The sequence below is a fragment of the Vibrio sp. C8 genome, assembly GCF_054051265.1.
This window is the reverse complement of sequence record NZ_JBPAOE010000011.1, coordinates 633,987-653,780: the sequence shown is the minus strand read 5'-3', so window position 1 is coordinate 653,780 and position 19,794 is coordinate 633,987. Positions and strand designations below refer to the sequence as shown.

At 42.7% G+C, this 19,794-nt stretch carries 17 protein-coding genes; 6 read left to right on the top strand and 11 right to left on the bottom strand.

The genetic code is table 11. The annotated features are described in order from the left end of the window. Positions 1-83: 83 nt before the first annotated feature. The 4 genes from ACRQQK_RS09085 to ACRQQK_RS09070 form a co-directional block, all read right to left on the bottom strand. On the bottom strand, positions 84-491 hold the full coding sequence (locus tag ACRQQK_RS09085) for a hypothetical protein (protein ID WP_457511090.1): 408 nt from the start codon (positions 489-491) through the stop codon (positions 84-86). Between the two features lie 138 nt (positions 492-629). Continuing rightward, entirely contained in the window at positions 630-1,733 is a 1,104-nt protein-coding gene (locus ACRQQK_RS09080) for a hypothetical protein (RefSeq protein WP_457511089.1), read from the bottom strand. Positions 1,734-1,903: 170 nt separating this feature from the next. Then, positions 1,904-2,260 (bottom strand): hypothetical protein, encoded by a 357-nt coding sequence (locus ACRQQK_RS09075; RefSeq protein ID WP_102985952.1) that lies wholly within the window; start codon positions 2,258-2,260, stop codon positions 1,904-1,906. Positions 2,261-3,360: 1,100 nt separating this feature from the next. Next, positions 3,361-3,744: a hypothetical protein gene (locus ACRQQK_RS09070; protein ID WP_457511088.1), complete on the bottom strand. Its 384-nt coding sequence runs from the start codon at positions 3,742-3,744 to the stop codon at positions 3,361-3,363. A 238-nt stretch (positions 3,745-3,982) separates the two neighbouring features. Between ACRQQK_RS09070 and ACRQQK_RS09065 the strand changes: the two genes are divergently transcribed. Continuing rightward, on the top strand, positions 3,983-4,951 hold the full coding sequence (locus ACRQQK_RS09065; RefSeq protein ID WP_457511087.1) for an integron integrase: 969 nt from the start codon (positions 3,983-3,985) through the stop codon (positions 4,949-4,951). 55 nt (positions 4,952-5,006) lie between these two features. On the opposite strand, the gene ACRQQK_RS09060 is transcribed toward ACRQQK_RS09065, so the two are convergent. From ACRQQK_RS09060 to cobU, 7 genes are all read right to left on the bottom strand, one after another. Continuing rightward, positions 5,007-6,092 carry an ABC transporter ATP-binding protein gene (locus tag ACRQQK_RS09060; RefSeq protein ID WP_457511086.1) on the bottom strand — a complete coding sequence of 362 codons (1,086 nt, stop codon included), beginning with the start codon at positions 6,090-6,092 and terminating at the stop codon, positions 5,007-5,009. A gap of 95 nt (positions 6,093-6,187) precedes the next feature. Beyond that, entirely contained in the window at positions 6,188-9,277 is a 3,090-nt protein-coding gene (locus tag ACRQQK_RS09055; RefSeq protein WP_457511085.1) for a beta-galactosidase, read from the bottom strand. A gap of 16 nt (positions 9,278-9,293) precedes the next feature. Further along, complete coding sequence (locus tag ACRQQK_RS09050; protein ID WP_042487499.1) at positions 9,294-10,106, bottom strand: carbohydrate ABC transporter permease; 813 nt, start codon at positions 10,104-10,106, stop codon at positions 9,294-9,296. 2 nt (positions 10,107-10,108) lie between these two features. Continuing rightward, the gene (locus tag ACRQQK_RS09045; RefSeq protein WP_457511084.1) at positions 10,109-11,023 is read right to left on the bottom strand and encodes a carbohydrate ABC transporter permease; all 915 of its coding nucleotides are present in this window, start codon (positions 11,021-11,023) and stop codon (positions 10,109-10,111) included. Between the two features lie 67 nt (positions 11,024-11,090). Continuing rightward, positions 11,091-12,350 (bottom strand): extracellular solute-binding protein, encoded by a 1,260-nt coding sequence (locus ACRQQK_RS09040; protein ID WP_457511083.1) that lies wholly within the window; start codon positions 12,348-12,350, stop codon positions 11,091-11,093. Between the two features lie 489 nt (positions 12,351-12,839). Further along, a complete protein-coding gene (locus ACRQQK_RS09035; RefSeq protein ID WP_457511082.1) occupies positions 12,840-13,463 on the bottom strand; it encodes a histidine phosphatase family protein in 624 nt (207 codons plus the stop codon). Further along, complete coding sequence (gene cobU / locus ACRQQK_RS09030; RefSeq protein WP_457511081.1) at positions 13,463-14,017, bottom strand: bifunctional adenosylcobinamide kinase/adenosylcobinamide-phosphate guanylyltransferase; 555 nt, start codon at positions 14,015-14,017, stop codon at positions 13,463-13,465. The genes ACRQQK_RS09035 and cobU overlap by 1 nt, the downstream gene beginning before the upstream one ends. A gap of 311 nt (positions 14,018-14,328) precedes the next feature. On the opposite strand from cobU, the gene ACRQQK_RS09025 reads away from it, so the two are divergent. The 5 genes from ACRQQK_RS09025 (at position 14,329) to ACRQQK_RS09005 (ending at position 19,695) form a co-directional block, all read left to right on the top strand. Further along, positions 14,329-15,300 (top strand): tripartite tricarboxylate transporter substrate binding protein, encoded by a 972-nt coding sequence (locus ACRQQK_RS09025; RefSeq protein ID WP_457511080.1) that lies wholly within the window; start codon positions 14,329-14,331, stop codon positions 15,298-15,300. Between the two features lie 192 nt (positions 15,301-15,492). Further along, positions 15,493-15,990, top strand: a complete 498-nt coding sequence (locus tag ACRQQK_RS09020; RefSeq protein WP_457511079.1) for a tripartite tricarboxylate transporter TctB family protein — start codon at positions 15,493-15,495, stop codon at positions 15,988-15,990. Positions 15,991-15,999: 9 nt separating this feature from the next. Further along, complete coding sequence (locus ACRQQK_RS09015; RefSeq protein ID WP_457511078.1) at positions 16,000-17,526, top strand: tripartite tricarboxylate transporter permease; 1,527 nt, start codon at positions 16,000-16,002, stop codon at positions 17,524-17,526. Between the two features lie 167 nt (positions 17,527-17,693). Further along, positions 17,694-18,050, top strand: a complete 357-nt coding sequence (locus ACRQQK_RS09010; RefSeq protein ID WP_457511077.1) for a diacylglycerol kinase — start codon at positions 17,694-17,696, stop codon at positions 18,048-18,050. 4 nt (positions 18,051-18,054) lie between these two features. Further along, positions 18,055-19,695, top strand: coding sequence for a phosphoethanolamine transferase (locus ACRQQK_RS09005; protein WP_457511076.1), 1,641 nt, complete (start codon positions 18,055-18,057; stop codon positions 19,693-19,695). The last annotated feature ends 99 nt before the right edge of the window (positions 19,696-19,794 follow it).

Here is a 19,794-nt window from a genome sequence, read left to right as displayed (position 1 = left end):
TACGATGCTAAGAGATGGCGTCATGTGGGATGAGAACATAGCTCAAAATTAGTTATTGACGCCATAGTCGTTTGTTATATGCATTAATACAGGCTCACACCACACCTTATTGCTATACGCTGAAGGTCGAGATTTTTGGTATCAACTGCTGCGTCCATTCCTTTGTTTTTTAAATCTAAAAGCAATTCTGCCATATAACCTTTTTTTCTATGCTCAGGTTCTGTGTAGCAAACCCACAATTGTGCTTCATTATCCGTTTTTTTATAGAGTACATAAGACCTCAAAGGCACATATGCAACTCTGTAAGAATCAAAAGGCCCATCATTAATAACATGCTCTCTAAAAAGGTTGGACCACTGCTCGCGCTTTGACTCACAAACAGATTGTAATAAATGAGCTCCTGCGCCACATTTGACCACAATAGCACCAAGATCCACACTAGGGTTACTTTCAAGAAAAGATTTCAAACTAACATCTATAATTTTCGTCATTGTAAATCCTTGCTCAAGCATATAACGCCCGCTTAAGTGGTGAGCAACGCAATACCGTGTTTCCGCACACCACCTAAATCACTAAAATCAACGCATAGTAAAAATGCCACGCGTTGCGAATCCGTCTTAAAGCGTTTGTTAAACGTTTTTTTGCGAAAAATGTTCAACTACCTTCATTCCGACAACTGTATTTTTATGGTCAAAGAATCCCAAATATTTTTTCAGATCTGATGTACCGCTGCGGCTAAGAATCAATTTATTAACCATGGAACGAATTCCAAATTGGTTTACTAGTGTGTTTAGTGGCTGTCCTTTTACAGCCACTTTAAGTACACCAATACCGGCTGTGAATGTAGGAGCGTTAGAGTTTACGGAGCCAATTGTTGAATCAACGTACAAAGAGATAGATTGAAGAATTTTGGAAAATTTATTCATGTCTTTGTAGCTGCCATCACTTAATGCTTGCTGATAGCAATTTAACCAATCTCTTAGCTCTTGGTACTCACTTCTTAATTGAAGAGCCACTTTAATCATATCACTCGCTGTATTTGACTCTTGTATTACTCTGATTGGCAATGGAAGCATGTTTACATTTAATGCATATAACTCACTACCAGCATTGTGTAATGAAGCTATAGAAGCTCTTTTCTCTGAGACTAGTCGGTTTAGTCTTAGCACTGAGTCTTCGTTTGAAACCATTATTCCAGCATCAGTAAAAAACCGCTTTCTCACAGGGTGCGGTGTATATCCTTTTTCATAAACAAAACCTCTAGCCAACATCCCTGCACCACCCCATAAAGTTTGGGATAAATAACCATGAGGAGCATATCTATTTTGAAGAAAACCTACACGGTTTTCTTCGTGATCTTTCTTTAAATCTGATGTTAGACTCAAACGGTCAATAAATTCGTCTCGTGGTCCTTGCAGTCTTTTATAGTCCACTAGAAAAGGATAAGGTCGGATGACACCTTGAGATACTGCGTCTTGAAATGGATTACCTACACGATTCCAAGCATGGATAAACTTTTCTTCAACTAAAATCTGATCACGTAAAATTATATCAGTAAGCAAATCAAACAGTGCTTCAGTATTAATGATGGCACTCAAGCTATCTTCGTAAGAATAACTGTCATTTTCTTTATCGATTGCTATGTAATGTGATTTGCTTTCGTCAACACCTTTGGTTAATAACTCACCAATATTTTGTAGTGACCAATTATCCGAAATTACACTTTGACTCATTTTCGACCCTTTAAATACTACTGCTCTGAAGTTGATAAAAACGCTTAACGCTCTGTTAAGGTGTGAGCAACGCAATACCGATGCCGCCGCATACCACCTTAAACACTAGACGCAACGCATAGCAAAAATGCCAAGCGTTGCGAATCACTCTTGAACAGTTTGTTAGGTGTTCAGTCCCCAATGACTAATTGATTTGGCTTGTTGCCCAAAAACTCTACCCCAACAACCGCTTCCAACTCACTTTCGGTATCAAAATAAACAGCCCATTCAAGCGTTGAGTTTAAAAACACATTTGGATTAGAAAACGTTTTTGCTTCCATCCCATAGCTTTCTCGGTTTTGTTCGATATAGCCGTAACATTCTTTAATTGTTTCCAACCATGAGGCAGATATTCGCTTAATAGCTTCTACATCCTCGTCGATGACATGTTCTTTCTCTATATAAATAGTTGCACCGTTTAAATTGACGGGCTCAATTTCCCAATAGCCCTCGCGCTTTATTAGAGTCCCAATACCTTTTATTTCCACATGTTTCTCCATGACACCTAACGCTAAGCTAAGTGGCTGCAAACCACCACTCCACTCAAAATAACCACCGTAAACACACTAGCTAATTGAACAAAAACCGCCACGCGTTTGCAGTCCGGCTTAAGCGCCTTGTTAGCTGGTTGCGTTGAAGTTTGATGTTTGCACCTAAATGCATAATTTGGAATACATTATGACTATACGAACACAATGTAAAAGGGACAGTTACAAGACTGAAACCTAGCCCACGAAACATGACTGACCAAGTAGAAATATGATGATGCCAACCATAACAAGCGAGGAACTTTAGTAGTCACGAACCACTTTCAACATCAAAGAAGCCACACCAAAGAACTCAACAAACACATCATTAAAAGTAAATTGGCTTGGGTAAATTCAACTGCTTAATTGAAAGTGCCACTGGCGAGATAGTTGAAAAACGGGAACGTTCAGGTGTAAAGCTCGAACCACATAACCAGAACAAAACGGCTCTTTTAATTTTCCAGCTAACGCTAAGCTAAGTGGCTGCAAACACCACCAAACTCAAAATAACCACCGTAAACACCCTACCCGATTGAACCGAAACCGCCACAGGTTTGCAGTCCGGCTTAAGCGCCTTGTTAGCTGGTTACGTTGGAGCTTGATGTTTGCACCCAAATGCCTAATTTGAAATACATTATGACTATACGAGCGCAATGTAAAAGGGACAGCTTTAAAACTGAAACCTAGCCCACGAAACATAACTGGCCAAAAAAATTACGATGAAGCCAACCATAACAAGCGAAAAACTTTATTAGTCACGAACCGCTTTCAACTTCAAAGAAGCCACGCCAAAGAACTAGACAAACACATCATTAAAAGTAAACGGCTTGGGCAGATTCAACCATTTAATTGGAAGTGCCACTGGCGAGATAGTTGAAATACGGGGGCTTTCAGGTGTAAAGCTTGAACCACAAAACCGGAATAAAACGGCTCTTTTAATTTTCCAGCTAACGATAAGCTAAGTGGCTGCAAACTCCAACAAACCCCAAATAACCACCGTAAACACCCTACCCAATTGAACTAAAACCGCCACAGGTTTGCAGTCCGACTTAAGCGCCTTGTTATGTGCAATTTTCACGGGTAATTCTAATATTTGTCACGGCTTTATTACTGTTTGCAATTACATCTATGGATATCCACTTACCACTTTGCAAATACTCTCTAAGACCAACACTACTACATATCTTTTCAGGGAATATTTTATGAGAATTCTGAGCAAATCGTGATTTATTTGAGTCATTTAACAAAACATTATGAATATTCACTTCCAATGAAATGACATTTTCGTAAACAGATACAGATCTAACCGTGGCATTGCTGTCTGAATCATCTAGTAGCAACTCCTGAAACTGAACTTTCAAATCTTCGTTAGAATTTTTCTTCGCATAATCCGGATAATATAGTTTTGCTAGCATAAGCAGTGGCATTACTACCATTAAAGCCATCCTCAATTTCTTCACAATGCCTCCTTGCACATAACAGTTCTTATATGGAGCAATTCCTTTAAAACTGTTCTGTATAACCTGTATCTCATTACTACATAACGTTCCATAACTTAATAAAAAATAATGAGTTCTGCATTATTTACTTAAAGTCTCCTCTCAAAATGTGGAGTTACTCCTGTTAATCTACCCACATCGTGGTTTCATACCGAAAACTACCGTTTACTTCTAGGGTAAGAGTATGAAGTCTCCATTTCTAAACGACTTAACAGAATTTATGATCGTGAGGCATTATGCAAAAACTACGATTCGTACTTACTGTTACTGGATTGTTCAATTCATTCGCTTTAACAATAACCAACATCCCAACAAGCTAGGTCGAGAAGAAGTTGAAGCATTTTTAACAAACCTAGTCGTTCAGCTAAAAGTTTCGGCAGCAACACAAGCTCTTGCTTTAAATGCCCTTGTCTTTTTATATCGAGATTTTCTTTCTAAGCCTCTTGATTTGGATATGAGATTCCAAAAATCGTCGAAGAACAAAAAGCTACCAGTCGTTCTAACACCTAAAGAAGTAGTGCAGGTTTTTAAGCTCATTCCGGTTCAATCTCGTTTGCCCTTTCAATTGATGTATGGCTCTGGACTGCGTTTGATGGAAACGGTTCGTCTTAGAGTAAAAGATATCGATTTTGACTATGGTGCTGTGCGAATTCATAACAGCAAAGGCGGGAAAAGTAGAGTTGTAACCTTGGCTGAAGAACTTCATACCCCTTTGTACAACCAAATTGCTAAGGTGCGTTTAATTCATCAACAAGACCTGAGCACACCAGAATACTCAGGAACCACCATACCCTACCGATTAGCAGAGAAATATCCATACGCACCCAAGAGCTTAGAGTGGCAATTTTTATTTCCGTCGTTACATCTCAGTCAATTTGGTACAGATACAGGATGGTATCGACACCATCTTCATGAGAATTCACTACAAAAAATCATCAGAAAAGCGTCAACGAATATGGATACACATAAAAACATCACCTGCCACACTTTTAGGCACTCATTTGCTACTCACTTACTTGAGTCAGGCAGTGATATTCGTACCGTCCAAGAACAACTCGGCCACTCAGACGTTAAAACAACACAGATCTACACGCACGTTATCAATCGTGGAGCTAGCGGAGTGAAGAGCCCTTTGTCCAATTTAGGTGTATAAAAAAGGCGGATCGTTTAACCGCATCCGCCTTTACATTGTGATTAAAATTCAACAACTAGAGGTTAGAAATACACAGAGAATCTTTAAATACATGACAATTCTCTCGGTTAAAAGTGAGTTCAATCTCTTCACCACGCTTCACCGCGACATCGCCTGATAGGTGGACTTTATTGTTCTCATACCCCCCAACGACACCAAACAGATAGGTACTGTTGCCAAGTCGTTCAACCGCATCCGTTTTGAAATGAAGCGAATAGTCACCTTCTCCGCCGACGGATAGATGCTCAGGGCGCAAGCCGAAGGTCAGCTTATCTCCTACCGCAACTTTTGAAAGGTCGATATGCAAAGTAACGGATTGACCATCCGGCAGTTTGAGTGTTGCGCCATCTTCACCAATATGTGTAACTTTTGCCGGTAACATATTCATTTTTGGAGAGCCAATAAACCCAGCAACGAACTCATTCGCAGGACGATTATAGAGTTCAAGTGGTGAACCGACTTGCTCAATACGTCCATCTCTCAACACTACGATTTTGTCTGCCAACGTCATGGCTTCTACCTGATCGTGAGTAACATAAATCATGGTAGTGGCAAGTTCACGATGAAGGCTGGAAATTTGCAAACGCATGTCTACACGCAGCTCAGCATCAAGGTTGGATAGCGGCTCATCAAACAGGAACACTTTCGGATTACGTACAATCGCTCGACCAATCGCGACACGTTGACGTTGACCACCGGACATATCTTTCGGCTTACGATCCATTAAATGATCAAGTTGTAGCGCTTTTGCAGCAGCATCGACACGTTGTTTGATTTCAGCTTTTGGAAAACCGTTCATTTTCATGCCAAAGCCCATATTCTCTTCCACCGTTAAGTGTGGGTAGAGAGCATAAGACTGGAATACCATCGCAATGCCGCGCTCTGCTGGGTCAACATGGTTTACCACTTCATCATCAATACATAACACGCCATCTGTGATGTCTTCCAAGCCTGCGATAAGGCGCAATAATGTTGATTTACCACAACCAGACGGGCCAACAAACACCACGAATTCACCGTGCTTAATATCAAGGTCAACACCATGAATCACAGTATGTTCACCATAGCGCTTAACAACATTGGAAAGATTAATATTTGCCATCTTTACATCCTTAAATTTGCTTCTTTAGAGAGCAATAGGTAGCTCTCTACCGATAATGCGCTGGCAACTGAATTGCCAGCACAGACGGCATCTTGTTAAAACTTCAATTCAACTTGGTAACGGTAACGTTCGAGGTCGAGTTTAAATTCGTCATGTACGCTTGGTGTCCATGAATCATCGCCACCAACCCCCATGTGGAATCCATCTATTCTCACAAACAAGTTGCCACTATTTTTCAATTCGTTGGTATGTTTTGCTTGAGCAACGTTGTCTTGAGCAAAACGGCTCACTGAGAAATGGAAATCACCTTGTACACTAAGCTCGCCAATTTGTGCTTCTTTCACATCGCAACGTAAACCGCTGTCAGATGGGAAGATGTACCCAGTGTGCATCTCGTTCTGGCTAGCTTTGTAGCGACCAATATGTGCTGAATCCAAACGGTCTGGGTAGTTCTCATGTGGGCCACGGCCAAACCACTCTACCGATTGCTGTTTCTGCGGTAACGCCAATTCCATACCGACACGAGCCAACGGTGGTGCGCTTTTCGCGACGCGAGCATCAACATCAATTGATACCGTTCCGTCTGCGTAAATGTGATATGTCCATACTGTTGCCATTAATACGCCGTGCGAGTTTTTGTGTGCAAACTGAGTCACAACCTCAACTGTATTTGGTTTATCAAACAGTTGTAACTCAACACATTCAACATCAAGCTGATTAATGCCTGCCGCATCCCAACGAGCAGACCATGCATTTGGATCGATACGGTCAACTTCACTCACACCGATATCGTTATCCAACGGTGCGCGGTAGAAGTTGTCTTTTGGTCCAGAAACTAACTTCTCTTCGCCACCCACAATCCAACTTTCAATCACACCTGTTTCTTTGTTAAAGCGTATAGAAAAGTTTTCACCGCTTATCATTGCGTTATCCGCAAACATTGATGAAGTCAAAACACCTCTTGGTTTTGCTTTCTTTAATGCCAGTGATGATGCAGACGGCAATTCAAATTGATGAGTAGCCGTAGTGTGACCCGCCTGTGCCCACGCTGTATCACCAATCAAACTAACCTGTAGATTCAAATGGTATGACTTACCGATCTTAGCTTCTGGTAACGCCTTAGTAAGTTGCAACCGAATAGACTGCTCAGCATCGACAATCAGAGGCATTTCACCACTTTCAACGACTAAACCGTCTTCTGTGATCGTCCAAGAAAGCTGTTCATTCTTAGAAGAGGTAAACAAGTTCTCGCTGGTCACTTTAATGATTAATGGTTCAGTACAAAGCAATTTAAATTGGTAGAACTGCTGTGCGTGTTTCGCTTCCAAAACAGTTGGATGCACAGTGCGATCAGGGAAAATTAAACCATTAATACAGAACTGACGGTCGTTGATTTCATCGCCGAAATCGCCACCGTAAGCCCAGTATTTAGTGCCGTTTTCATCGGTTTTAGTAATACCTTGGTCCACCCAGTCCCAAATAAAACCGCCTTGCAGGCGTGGATAATCACGGAAGGCTTGCCAGTATTTGTTGAAGCTACCCAAGCTGTTACCCATAGCATGCGCGTATTCGCACAAAATCAATGGACGATGCTCACCCGGCAAACCTAGCCATTTTTTCAATGCGTATTTCGGAGTCACCGTTGGGTCGATGTGATGCACTTGGTCTTTATCGACACGCGAGTACATTGGCACAATGATGTCAGTCGCTGCGGTATTTGAACCGCCACCTTCATACTGAATCGGGCGTGATGGATCACGCAGTTTGGTCCATTGATACATAGCATGATGATTACCACCAATACCCGATTCGTTTCCTAATGACCAAATGATCACAGACGGATGGTTTTTATCGCGTTCAACCAAACGAGTAATACGGCGCATGTAGGCATTTAGCCAGGTGGTGTCATCAGAAAGACGGCACATCGGGAACTGACCGTGTGTTTCAATGTTCGCTTCATCAACCAGATACAAACCGTATTCATCACATAGCTCGTACCACAACGGATCATTTGGATAGTGAGCGGTACGAACTGCGTTAAAGTTATGCTGTTTAAGCAGTTTGATATCTTGCAGCATAGTTTCGCGGCTCATGGTATGACCGGTTTCTGGATGATGCTCATGGCGGTTAGCACCGCGAACTAGAATCGCTTTGCCATTGACTTTAAGCAGACCATCGGTGATTTCTACACTACGGAAACCCACATTGTAGGCTTCGCAATCAAGTTGCTCGTCACCATTAAACAAAGTGACAACGCAACGATATAAGTAAGGCGATTCTGCGCTCCACTTATGCGGGTTCTCAACGTAGATGTTGTGCTCTGCACGCTCTAGCCAAGGACCTTTTTCATCAATGATGCGTTGCCCACAGTTTGCAGACTTCACGCCAAACACTGAGTTGCCTTGCGCATCAAATAGCTCAACCTCAACACGGTTCGCTGCATTTTTCTCGCTAATGCTGGTTGTTACATTCAGCCAACCATCGCGATAACACGCATCCAGTGGCGTTAAGATTTGTACATCCTGAATAGAGATTTGTGGTTTCGCTAATAGTGTGACGTTACGGAAAATACCGCTTAGCCACCACATATCTTGGTCTTCAAGATACGAACCATCAGACCAACGAATCACCATCACTGAAAGCTGGTTTTCACCTTCCACTATGAAATCAGTCAGATCGAATTCAGCGGCAAGGCGGCTATCTTGTGAATACCCTACCCACTTGCCGTTACACCAAAGATGGAACGCAGAGTTCACACCATCAAACGTAATGGTTTGACGCTTACCTGCGAAGTGTTTTGGCACGTTAAAGTTTAGGCGATACAAACCCGTCGGGTTTTCAGCAGGTACATAAGGAGGTGTATCAGCAAACGGATACTTCACGTTGGTGTAAATCGGTTTGTCGAAACCTTGTAACTGCCAGTTGCTAGGTACTGCAATTGTGTCCCACGCAGAATCATCGAAATCCGATTCAACCGACGTCGCTAAAACGTTTTCAGGGCGGTCAAATAACTTGAATTTCCACTCACCGTTCAGTGATAGCTGATTCTCAGACCCTTGTTTTGATAATGCGGCTTCTTTATTTGCGTAAGCTTTAAGCGGCGCGTGAGCAGCAAGCACATTGTGATGTGTTACATGCTGATTTTCCCATTCGCGAGCACTAATAATTTGTTCAAATGTTCTCATTTTTATTATTCCAGACTTATTTCACCGAACCTGTCATACCTGCAACGAATTGCTTCTGCATCGCGAAAAACACAGCCAAAGTCGGAAGCGTCGCAATAACGGTTCCCACCATAATGATTCCGAAATCAGGGAAATAGGCAGACGATAAAGATGATAAAACGAGGTTAATTGTTTTTAATTCGGCAGATTGCAGCACGATCAAAGGCCACAAGAACGCATTCCAAGATGTCATGAACACGATGATAAACGCGGCGGCATAAGTGGTTTTCATCACCGGGATGTAAACAAACAGGTAGATTTTCCAGTCTTTCACGCCATCCACACGAGCTGCATCAATCAGCTCATGCGGGAATGCTTTGGTGCATTGGCGGAAGTAGAAAACGATGAATACTGATGCGATAGTTGGCAACATCACTGCTGCATGAGTATCTAACAGTTGAGCTTTCGCCATTAAAGTAAATAGCGGAATCATCAACGCGGCAAACGGTATCATCATGGTCAGCAGTAATGCGCCGTAAACACGGTCGCGCACTTTGCTTTTGTACACTTCGAAACCGTACCCTGCCATTGAAGAAATCAATAGCGTCACCAAAGTACTGATAATGGCGATTTTGCTGGTGTTCCAGAAAATAAGTCCCAGATCCACCTGCTCGCTCAAACGGCTGATGTTGGCGAATAACTGGTCACCAAAGCTGAACTTACCTTTGTTAATATCTGTTGCGGTATTGGTACTTGATACCACCATCCAGTAGAAAGGAAACAACGATATCAAGGAGAACACGCTTAGGAACAGATACATCAATGCACGGTTAAGTTTGTTCTTATCCATCTTTATTTATCCTTAGCGATCTTAAATTGCATAATCGCAAGCACTGCAGCGAAGAATACGATGACGTATGACACTGTCGCGGCATAACCAAAGTTTGGCACGAACTTAAACGACAAGTTGTAGATGTACATCGAAAGCGTCATGGTCTCATTAGCTGGACCACCAGCAGTAATGTTGACCACTTCATCAAACAGTTGCAGCGTACCAATCGTCGACATCACGGTAGTAAACAGAATTACTGGCTTAAGTAATGGCACAGTAATAAAGAAGAATTGTTTAGTTGGGCTAACCCCTTCCATACGCGCAGCTTCGTAGATGGACTTATCGATATTTTGCATCGCAGACAGGAAGAAAATCATGTTGTAACCCGTCCACCGCCAAGTGATCGCAATAATAATCGTCACTTTGGCCCAGAAAGGATCGGACAACCAAGGGATTGGCTCACTGACAATGTGAGTCCACATTAAAAATGAGTTAATGATCCCTTCGTACGAAAACATACTCTTAAACAGAATTGAGTAAGCTACTAATGACGTAACACAAGGTAAGAAAATCGCCAGTCTGAATAAGCTACGTAACTTAAGATTCGGAGCATTCAGGCATGAAGAAAGTATCAGTGAAAGTAAAATCATCACTGGCACCTGAACTACAAGGAAAATGAAGGTGTTCTTCAGTGATTTAAGGAAAAATGGGTCGTTGAACAGACGCAGTACATTGTCAAAACCGACAAATTGCATCATGACGCCACGCCCGGAATGCAGAGACATCCAGAGCGAGCTCAAAATCGGGTAAATCATAAAAAGGCTGACGAGAACGACAGCAGGAAGAACAAACGACCAACCGTTAATATCGTAAAAGCGGTGAAAGCTTTTTTTGCTCTTTTTCTGTTTTTTACTGATGGCAGTAGAAGTATCCATAAGACAAACCAAGAAAGCATTGAAAACAAGGTACTTAGGCACCTTTATAGGTGCCTAAGGAAGACAATTAACGTAGTTGGAACTCAAGTTGTTGTTGGACATCGCCCAACACTTTCTCGATTGGTGCACCCTGAACAATCGCAGGTAGCATGGAGCTTAACGCTGCATCAACTTCATAGGTGTAAATGCCATAGTTCACTTCAGGGATCTGACCTAGCCAATCCGTGAAGTTCGCGTAAATTTTCTGACCACCAAAAAACTCATTGCTGTACTGATAAGCCGCTGATTGTCCAGAAGGCATATATGAACCAACTGCGCCACGCTCTTTAAGAATGGTTTCGTAGAATGGAACGTTAGAACCAAAGGTTTCGTTAAGGAACTTAATCGCTTCTTGCTTTTCTTTCGAAGAGTTTAGTACGTACCAGCTTGAACCACCTAAGTTCGATGCGTTTACCGCGCCAGCTTTTTGCAGACGAGGTGTCGCGGTAACAGCCCACTCACCAGCTTGATCTTTACCAGCTTCAACCGATGGCGTAATCCATACACCGGTAACAATAGAAGCCACTTGACCGCGGTTTAATGAACCTACCCACTCAGACCAACCAATTGTTGGGCGAGAGACTTCTGGGCTCATCAACTCTTTAAATACTTTTAGCGCTTCTTTCAGTGACTCGTTGGTCGTGATATTTAAAGAACCGTCTTTATTGAAATACCATTCACCACCCGACTGCATCATCACGCGCACTAGACCAAGATCATCTGGGTTCATGCCCAACATGGCAACGCCCGTTTTTGCTTTCACTTGCTTACCAATTTCTATGAAACGTTCCCAAGTGATGTTCTCTAAGTCTTTCGCAGTAAAGCCTGCTTTCTCAAGCAAGTCTGTACGGTAGTACATACCAGTAACACCAGTATCGAAAGGTAAGCCGTATACTTCACCGTTCAGCGTCATAAGGTTTACTTTGTATGGTGCGAAGTTTTTGTATTCAACATCTTTTGTCATAGGCGCAAAAGCACCTGGGTATGACTGAAGGTATTTTTGAGCGTTGTAATCTTCAATAAGAACCACGTCAGGAAGTGATGACGTAACGCCTGATGCAAGCATAGTGTGCAGTTTTTGCTCGAGGTCAGCCTTAGCAAAGTCCACCACATTGAACGTGGTTTCTGGGTGGTCTTTCATATAAACCTTCGCTGCTTCTTCCATAATCGCAACGTTAAAGTTTGGATCCCAAGCCCACACCGTAATTTCGTCGGCAAGTGCTGCATTACTGAAACACGCCAAACCAATCGAGGTTGCAAGCATATTCTTAAGCATTTTCTTATTCATAATCACATTCTCTTTTTTATGAGTAGGGTGCCATATCACTTCAACCAACCACTGATTTGCACGATGAAAACATTCCGTGTTCATCATTCATTAAAGCAATATGGAAACGTTTACAATTTAGGTTAACATTCACCATCATGAATAAGTAAGATCTAACCCTCATTTTCGTGATCGTCTAAGCATTAATTTCTAACACCGCAGCCACTCTGAAGCTTTCAACTTTATATTTCGTGCTTTCACAGAAACGACAATGAGCACAATAAACAAAGTTAACCTACTGTATTTATTATATATTTAAATAATAAGGCAGTTATTGGTTGGATATTTACCATAAAGCCACCTTAATCTAGGTGGCTTCGAGGTTAAGTATCTGAAAGGTTAAAAATTAGAGGATATAAAATGAACAGATTGAAAATAAAAACACTGTAAACGCATCCAATCCCTCACATAAAAAAGAGAATTTCTTATTAAACCAGTGGTATAGCACTATTAAATCAATGGAATACCAATTGCTTTTACAGAGAAAAAGACTTTACCAGCAAACTTGCTGATTTGAATATGAGTAATGCTCTGATTATCGATAGAGAGAGAGGTGTATAGCTGAGGATTTTGCCAGTCAAACCCAAGAACATGAGCAAGAATGTAGCGAATGGGACCACCGTGAGAGACGATCAGCGTATCTTGCTCACAATGCTGAACGATCTGTTCCCAAGCTTCGGTGACACGCTCATATCCCACTTGCAAAGGCTCCGCGTTAGGTAAAGTGTTTTGCGCAGGATTCGCCCAGAACTGCTCTAGCTTTTTCCACTCATGAGTTAAGTCATCGAAAGGTACGCCATCAAAATCACCAAAGCTCTGCTCTTTCAAACGTGGGTCGATCACCAGCTTAATTGCTGGATTAAGTCCTGTAATGAGTTCTGCTACTCTTTGACATCGAATCAAAGGCGAAGAATAAACTTTGTTAAACGAATATTGTTCTAAAACACGATGAGCGATAACGCTCTGAATGGATTCATCAACCACCACATCTTTATGACCATTCAGTGCGGGTTTGCCTTTGGTTTTCCCATGCCTCAAGAGGTAAAGGTTAAACTGGTTTTGGCTTAAACTCATTATTCCCCCTTCAGAGTCATTGGTATCCCTGCAACAACAAAATCGACTTTCTCAGCGATTTTTGCCACCGCTTGATTCATCCATCCGCTATGGTCGACATACAATCGGGTTAATGTGCCCATAGGTACAATGCCCAACCCTACTTCCGTCGAAACGCAAAGTATAGAGGCTTGAGTTTCGGCTAACGCGTGAGTTAGCTCATTCAATTTCTGCTTTATTTGCTCACTGTCTACGTCATCCCCTAGATAATGAATAACGTTGTTCAGCCAAACCGTCAGACAATCCACCAACACCACATCGTGCGGTTTAAACTTGGACAGCAATTGTGCTAACTCTACAGGGCATTCATGACTAATCCACTGCTCATCTCTGCGGGCTTGATGCAATGAAATGCGCTCTTTCATTTCTTGATCGAAAGGCTCTGCAGTTGCAACATAGTGGAGTTGTGTTTGAGGGTGGCTGCATCTGCCTTCTACTAACAATCTTATTGCTTGCTGCTCTGCATAAGCCGATTTCCCACTGCGAGCGCCCCCTAGATACAACCTTACTGCCATGTTGTGTTCTCCATTATTTCCGACTCGATAAATTAAGCCACATATTTGCTATGAAGCACAGTGAGTTATCGCACTATATAAGAAATTGAATGCCCAATCCGTTCACTCCACTTTCTCGCGCACCAACCATGAACTTTATGAACAAAATCGACGTAATAAACAATATTGTTTTTATCTCGTCTTTAAAGACATATCGTTAACACACCCATAACATTTCACCACCCGTTAAGCAATTTATACCCTACATGCGGGAAACATAACGATAAGCGTCATTCTTGACTGGGTGATGCAAAAACATAAGGAACGTGAAAATGTTAAAACATATCAAACCTACCCTAACTGCGTCGCTTCTTGCGGCTATGTTCTCACTACCTAGCATGGCTGCAGAGCTAGAAAAAATTCACTTTTTAATTCCAGGTGGCGCTGGTGGTGGTTGGGATATGACCGCTCGTGGTACTGGTGACGTATTAATGAAAACGCACCTAATCGACAGTGTTTCTTACCAAAACCTTTCTGGTGGTGGTGGCGGTAAAGCTATTGCACACCTTATTGAAACAGCTGAACGCCAAGAAGACACCTTGATGGTGAACTCTACGCCTATCGTTGTTCGTTCTCTTTCAGGTGTCTTCCCTCAATCATTTCGCGATTTAACACCAGTAGCAGCTACTGTCGCGGATTACGGTGCACTTGTTGTGTCTGGAGATTCCAAATACAACTCTTGGGAAGACGTCGTTGCTGATTTCAAAAACGACCCTAAAAATGTAAAAATTGCTGGCGGTTCGGCTCGCGGTAGTATGGACCACTTAGTTGCAGCAGCAGCATTCAAAGGTCAAGGACTAGACCCGAAAGCTGTACGTTACATTGCCTATGATGCAGGCGGTAAAGCTATGGCAGCTCTGCTTTCTGGCGAAACTCAGCTTCTATCTACAGGTTTAGGTGAAGTTCTAGAAATGTCTCGCAATGGTCAGGTAAAAGTACTGGCTATCACCGCTCCAAAACGTCTTGAGTCTGCGCCTGACATTCCGACTCTTGGTGACTACAACAACCCAACCGTATTTGCTAACTGGCGTGGTTTCTTCGCAGCTCCAGGCGTAAGCCAAGAGAAAGTTGACGAATGGAATGAAGCTCTAAGCAAAATGTACACTACAGATGAGTGGAAAGTGGTTCGTGACCGTAACGGTTGGATCGACACCTACAAAGCAGATAAAGAGTTCTTTGCTTTCTTGGAAGATCAAGAAAAGCAAATGGGTGACCTAATGCGCGAATTAGGTTTCCTGAACTAATCTCTCCAATGGGGCAACTCATCCTTGTCCCACTTTTTCCCCGTAATTGAGTGTGCTTATTACTCCTTTGTTTATTGGTTGGAAATTCGACTAGCAGCGAATGACTTACTTTTGGTTAATGATGTTCATTACCTTGCTCAATTACGGTTCTTTTTTCCCCAATTAATTACTACGTAAAACATGGAGTTGGATATGTCGGAGTCGCCAACGAATTTATTCAGCAAAGAAAACTTATTCTGCCGCGATCGAGTGGGCGCAATGGTCTTTCTAGTGCTTTGTCTTTGCTATGGGTATCAAACCTCTCAGATCCCTATGTTTCCCGGCGATGAATATGAACCCTTCAACGCCAGAACCTTACCAACAATCCTGACTTATATCGGTATTGGTTTATCACTTCTTCTGCTGATTGCGGGTCAACCAGATAAGAAAAGCGGTGCGGTATTGGATTTCAACTGGAAACTGCTGATTGGCTTTCTGGTGCTAATGACGCTGTATGGTGTTGGCTTAACTTACTTAGGCTTTGTGCTGGCAACGGGATTGTTCCTTTTAGCGGGTTTCTATTTACTGGGCGAACGTCGTAAGTCGGTGCTATTTGGCGCTTCTTTCCCGTTTGTTTTCGCTTTCTATTTGTTATTAACCAAAGGGCTGGATGTATACCTAGAGCCCGGTCTTATTTTCACTATTTGGTAGGAACGGATTATGTTAGACGGAATTTTACAAGGACTCTCTACCGCCGTAATGCCATTTAATTTATTGATGGTTATCGTCGGATGTTTTGTCGGTACCTTCATTGGTATGTTGCCGGGTTTAGGACCAATTTCAGCGATAGCGTTGATGATCCCTATCACCTATGGTTTAGACCCTTCTTCAGGCCTAATTTTAATGGCAGGCGTCTACTACGGCGCAATTTTCGGTGGTTCAACATCGTCCATTTTAATCAACGCGCCGGGTTGTTCTTCGACTGTGGTTACCGCTTTTGATGGCTACCCAATGGCGCAAAAAGGGCAAGCTGGTAAAGCGCTGGCGCTGGCGGCTTATGCTTCGTTCACTGGTGGTACCTTATCAGCCATCATGTTGCTGGTTGCGGCTCCTGCATTGGCAAAAGTCTCTCTCAGCTTCCAGTCTTCTGATTATTTTGCACTTATGATGATGGGGCTTTCTGCCGTGGCTGCTTTTGCCGGTAAAGGACAAGTACTTAAAGCATGGATGATGACAATTCTTGGTTTGATGCTATCCACAGTGGGTATCGATAAAGGCATTGGTGTTGAACGCTTTACCTTTGGTTTAACAGATTTAATGGATGGTTTTAGCTTCCTACTATTGGCAATGGCTACTTTCGCGCTGGGTGAAACCTTAATGGGCATTTTAAAACCCGAGCTGGATACGCGAAATGAAGAGAGTAACAAGCTAAGCAACATCGGCAGTATGAAAGTCACTAAGGAAGAAGTACGTGAAGCGGCTCCAGTAGCACTGCGCTCGTCACTCCTCGGATTCTTTACCGGTGTTTTACCGGGTGCGGGTGCAACCATCGCAGCCTTTCTGAGCTACGGAATGGAACGTAACCTTGCACCAAAGAACAAACGTGAAGAGTTTGGTAAAGGTTCATTACGCGGTCTGGTTGCTCCAGAATCGGCAAACAATGCAGCTTCAAGTGGTTCGTTTGTTCCGCTACTTACACTGGGTATTCCAGGCTCAGGCACGACAGCGATTATGCTTGGAGCTTTGATCGCTTACGGCATTCAGCCAGGTCCAAGACTGTTTGTTGAGCATCCGGATGTGTTTTGGTCAGTGATCATCTCAATGTATGTGGGTAATATTGTTCTGCTTATTTTGAACTTACCGCTGATCCCATATATCTCGAAGTTGCTGGCAGTACCAAGAACCGTGCTTCTACCTATGATTTTGTTCTTCTCAATCACAGGGGTGTACTTAGTTTCATTTAACACGATGGACGTGTTCATTATGATTCTTATCGCTATGGGGGCTATTGCTTTGCGCCTGGCAAACTTCCCGTTGGCTCCCCTACTACTTGGGTTTATCTTAGGTGGTTTGATGGAAGAGAACTTACGCCGCGCGTTAATGATCTCAGATGGTGAAATCAGCTTCTTGTGGGAACGCCCTATTACACTGGCATTTACTGTGATTTCAGTGATAGTACTCACCAGTCCAATTGCAGTATTGATCGCTCAGAGATTCCGTCGTCCACAAACGGCCAAAGTTTCATAACCATTTATTGTATTTACCTCTTCAAGCCTAGTGTTCTCACTAGGCTTTTTTGCGTATGGAGAAAAATAAACTTAAGGGTGAGTTTTCGATTATTTGTCGACATAAATTTCACGCTTGTACTCGTAGTATCTGCGCTATAGAAACAAATACTCTCAGAGGAACAAACCGTGAAGCCAGGTAGAACAGGTATTCAACGCATTATTTTCGCAACAGGCTACTCATTTAAAGGGCTCCAAGCCGCATGGATTAACGAAGCCGCTTTCCGTCAGGAATTGGTCGCGTCTGTCCTACTCACAATGAGTCTGTTTTTTCTCCCTGTTACCAACCTGGAACGCATCGCTATGGTGGGCTCATTAACACTGGTTTTAATCGCAGAACTGCTCAACTCAGCGATAGAAGCCGTGGTTGACCGAATTGGTAGTGAAAAACACGAACTCAGCGGACGCGCCAAAGATATTGGCTCGGCGGCGGTGTTTGTTGCTTTGGCATTTGCTGCTTTTACTTGGCTAATAATTTTGGTGTAACACTATGAAACTGACTAAACCAAACTTCTCGCTTTCTTATGCTGGTATTACCTTAGTACTTGCCACGTTTTTCGCTTTAGTAATGAATCTACCCGTGTATTCCGCGCTGGCCGATATTTTCGGTAAGCTTGATAGTGTGAAAATCGGCTTCATCATATCGTTACCTTTTTTCTTCGCCGCGGCTTTGAACTTTTTGTTCAATCTGTTTAGCTGGCCATACATTGCTAAGCCATTCTTCATCACGTTAATCATTGTCTCTAGCTTTATTAGTTACGCAAGTTATAACTACGGAACGCTATTTGACACAGACATGATCAACAATATTGTCGAAACCGATTCTAGTGAAGCCGGCTCATACCTAAGCCTGTATTCTTTTGGTTGGGTTGCCCTATTTGGACTACTCCCTGCAGGTATACTCGCCTTTACTAAAATCAAAAAACCGAGCTCTTGGTTCAACTTCACCTTGAGAAAGCTCGGCTCCATGATGGCCTCTTTGGTGGTCATTGGTGTGATTGCCATGATGTACTATCAAGATTATGCGTCAGTGGGTCGCAATAACAGCTACTTGAAAAAACTGATTATTCCAACTCAGTTTGTTTACAGCTCAACTAAGTTTGTTCAACAGAAATACTTCTCAACACCAATCGTATACAAAGAACTTGGTCTAGATGCTAAACAATCTCCTGAAGCACTTGCAGCAGCAGAGTCTAAACCAACACTGTTTGTCTTCTTATTGGGTGAAACGGCACGTACGTATAACTATGAGCTAAATGGTTATAAGCGCCCGACTAACCCTTACACCCGCAATCTAAACGTAATTTCGTTTAAAGATGTGATCTCTTGCGGCACGGCCACCGCAGTTTCCGTACCTTGTATGTTCTCGGCAATGGACAAAAGCGACTTCAGTCGTGATGTTGCTGACAATCAAGACAACGTGCTGGATATTCTTAGCCACGCGGGCGTAGACATTGCTTGGCAAGAAAACGATGGTGGTGACAAAGAAGTTGCTAAACGCATTAAGAAAACCGAAATCAATCGTAAACGTGTCGATGATATGTGTAACGGTGAAACCTGTTATGACATGGCAATGCTGGAAAACTTCGACCAAAAAGTGGACGAGTTAGAAGGCAACCGCATGATGGTGATGCACCTTATTGGTAGCCACGGACCTACTTATTTCCAACGTTATCCAAAAGAGATGGGTGCATTCCAACCAGACTGTCCACGTAGCGATATTGAAAACTGTAGTGTTGATCAGATCGTCAATACGTACGACAACACCATCGCTTATACCGATTACGTAGTAGCGCAAACCATAGATAAGTTGAAGGAATTACAAGACAAATACAACACCGCTCTGGTTTATATCTCTGACCATGGTGAGTCCTTGGGTGAAAACGGTATGTTCTTACATGGTATGCCTTACGGCCTAGCACCGAATAACCAAACCCATGTACCACTTATTGTTTGGCTGTCTGATGGATTTAAACAAGAGAAGCATCTAAAAACAGAATGTTTGAAGAAAAACGCAACAAGCCACCAGTACTCACAAGATAACGTGTTCCATTCGTTGCTTGGCATCATGGACGTGAGCACTAACGCCTACAACCCTGATATGGATTTATTCGCTAGCTGTCGTTCTTGATTGATAAATGATGTTTATCACTGTGTTATCTTTGCGCCCTTCAACGGGCGCTTTTTTTGCTTATCTTTTTCGTTCATGGCCTCGTTTGAACACCATTCG

Excerpts from the sequence above, each read along its gene's own strand:
- ACRQQK_RS09005 (WP_457511076.1), top strand. The coding sequence starts at position 18,055 with ATGAAACTGACTAAACCAAACTTCTCGCTTTCTTATGCTGGTATTACC.
- cobU (WP_457511081.1), bottom strand. The coding sequence starts at position 14,017 with ATGGCAGTAAGGTTGTATCTAGGGGGCGCTCGCAGTGGGAAATCGGCT.
- ACRQQK_RS09085 (WP_457511090.1), bottom strand. The coding sequence starts at position 491 with ATGACGAAAATTATAGATGTTAGTTTGAAATCTTTTCTTGAAAGTAAC.
- ACRQQK_RS09055 (WP_457511085.1), bottom strand. The coding sequence starts at position 9,277 with ATGAGAACATTTGAACAAATTATTAGTGCTCGCGAATGGGAAAATCAG.
- ACRQQK_RS09020 (WP_457511079.1), top strand. The coding sequence starts at position 15,493 with ATGTCGGAGTCGCCAACGAATTTATTCAGCAAAGAAAACTTATTCTGC.
- ACRQQK_RS09050 (WP_042487499.1), bottom strand. The coding sequence starts at position 10,106 with ATGGATAAGAACAAACTTAACCGTGCATTGATGTATCTGTTCCTAAGC.
- ACRQQK_RS09040 (WP_457511083.1), bottom strand. The coding sequence starts at position 12,350 with ATGAATAAGAAAATGCTTAAGAATATGCTTGCAACCTCGATTGGTTTG.
- ACRQQK_RS09045 (WP_457511084.1), bottom strand. The coding sequence starts at position 11,023 with ATGGATACTTCTACTGCCATCAGTAAAAAACAGAAAAAGAGCAAAAAA.
- ACRQQK_RS09065 (WP_457511087.1), top strand. The coding sequence starts at position 3,983 with ATGAAGTCTCCATTTCTAAACGACTTAACAGAATTTATGATCGTGAGG.
- ACRQQK_RS09060 (WP_457511086.1), bottom strand. The coding sequence starts at position 6,092 with ATGGCAAATATTAATCTTTCCAATGTTGTTAAGCGCTATGGTGAACAT.
- ACRQQK_RS09025 (WP_457511080.1), top strand. The coding sequence starts at position 14,329 with ATGTTAAAACATATCAAACCTACCCTAACTGCGTCGCTTCTTGCGGCT.
- ACRQQK_RS09080 (WP_457511089.1), bottom strand. The coding sequence starts at position 1,733 with ATGAGTCAAAGTGTAATTTCGGATAATTGGTCACTACAAAATATTGGT.
- ACRQQK_RS09015 (WP_457511078.1), top strand. The coding sequence starts at position 16,000 with ATGTTAGACGGAATTTTACAAGGACTCTCTACCGCCGTAATGCCATTT.
- ACRQQK_RS09070 (WP_457511088.1), bottom strand. The coding sequence starts at position 3,744 with ATGGCTTTAATGGTAGTAATGCCACTGCTTATGCTAGCAAAACTATAT.
- ACRQQK_RS09035 (WP_457511082.1), bottom strand. The coding sequence starts at position 13,463 with ATGAGTTTAAGCCAAAACCAGTTTAACCTTTACCTCTTGAGGCATGGG.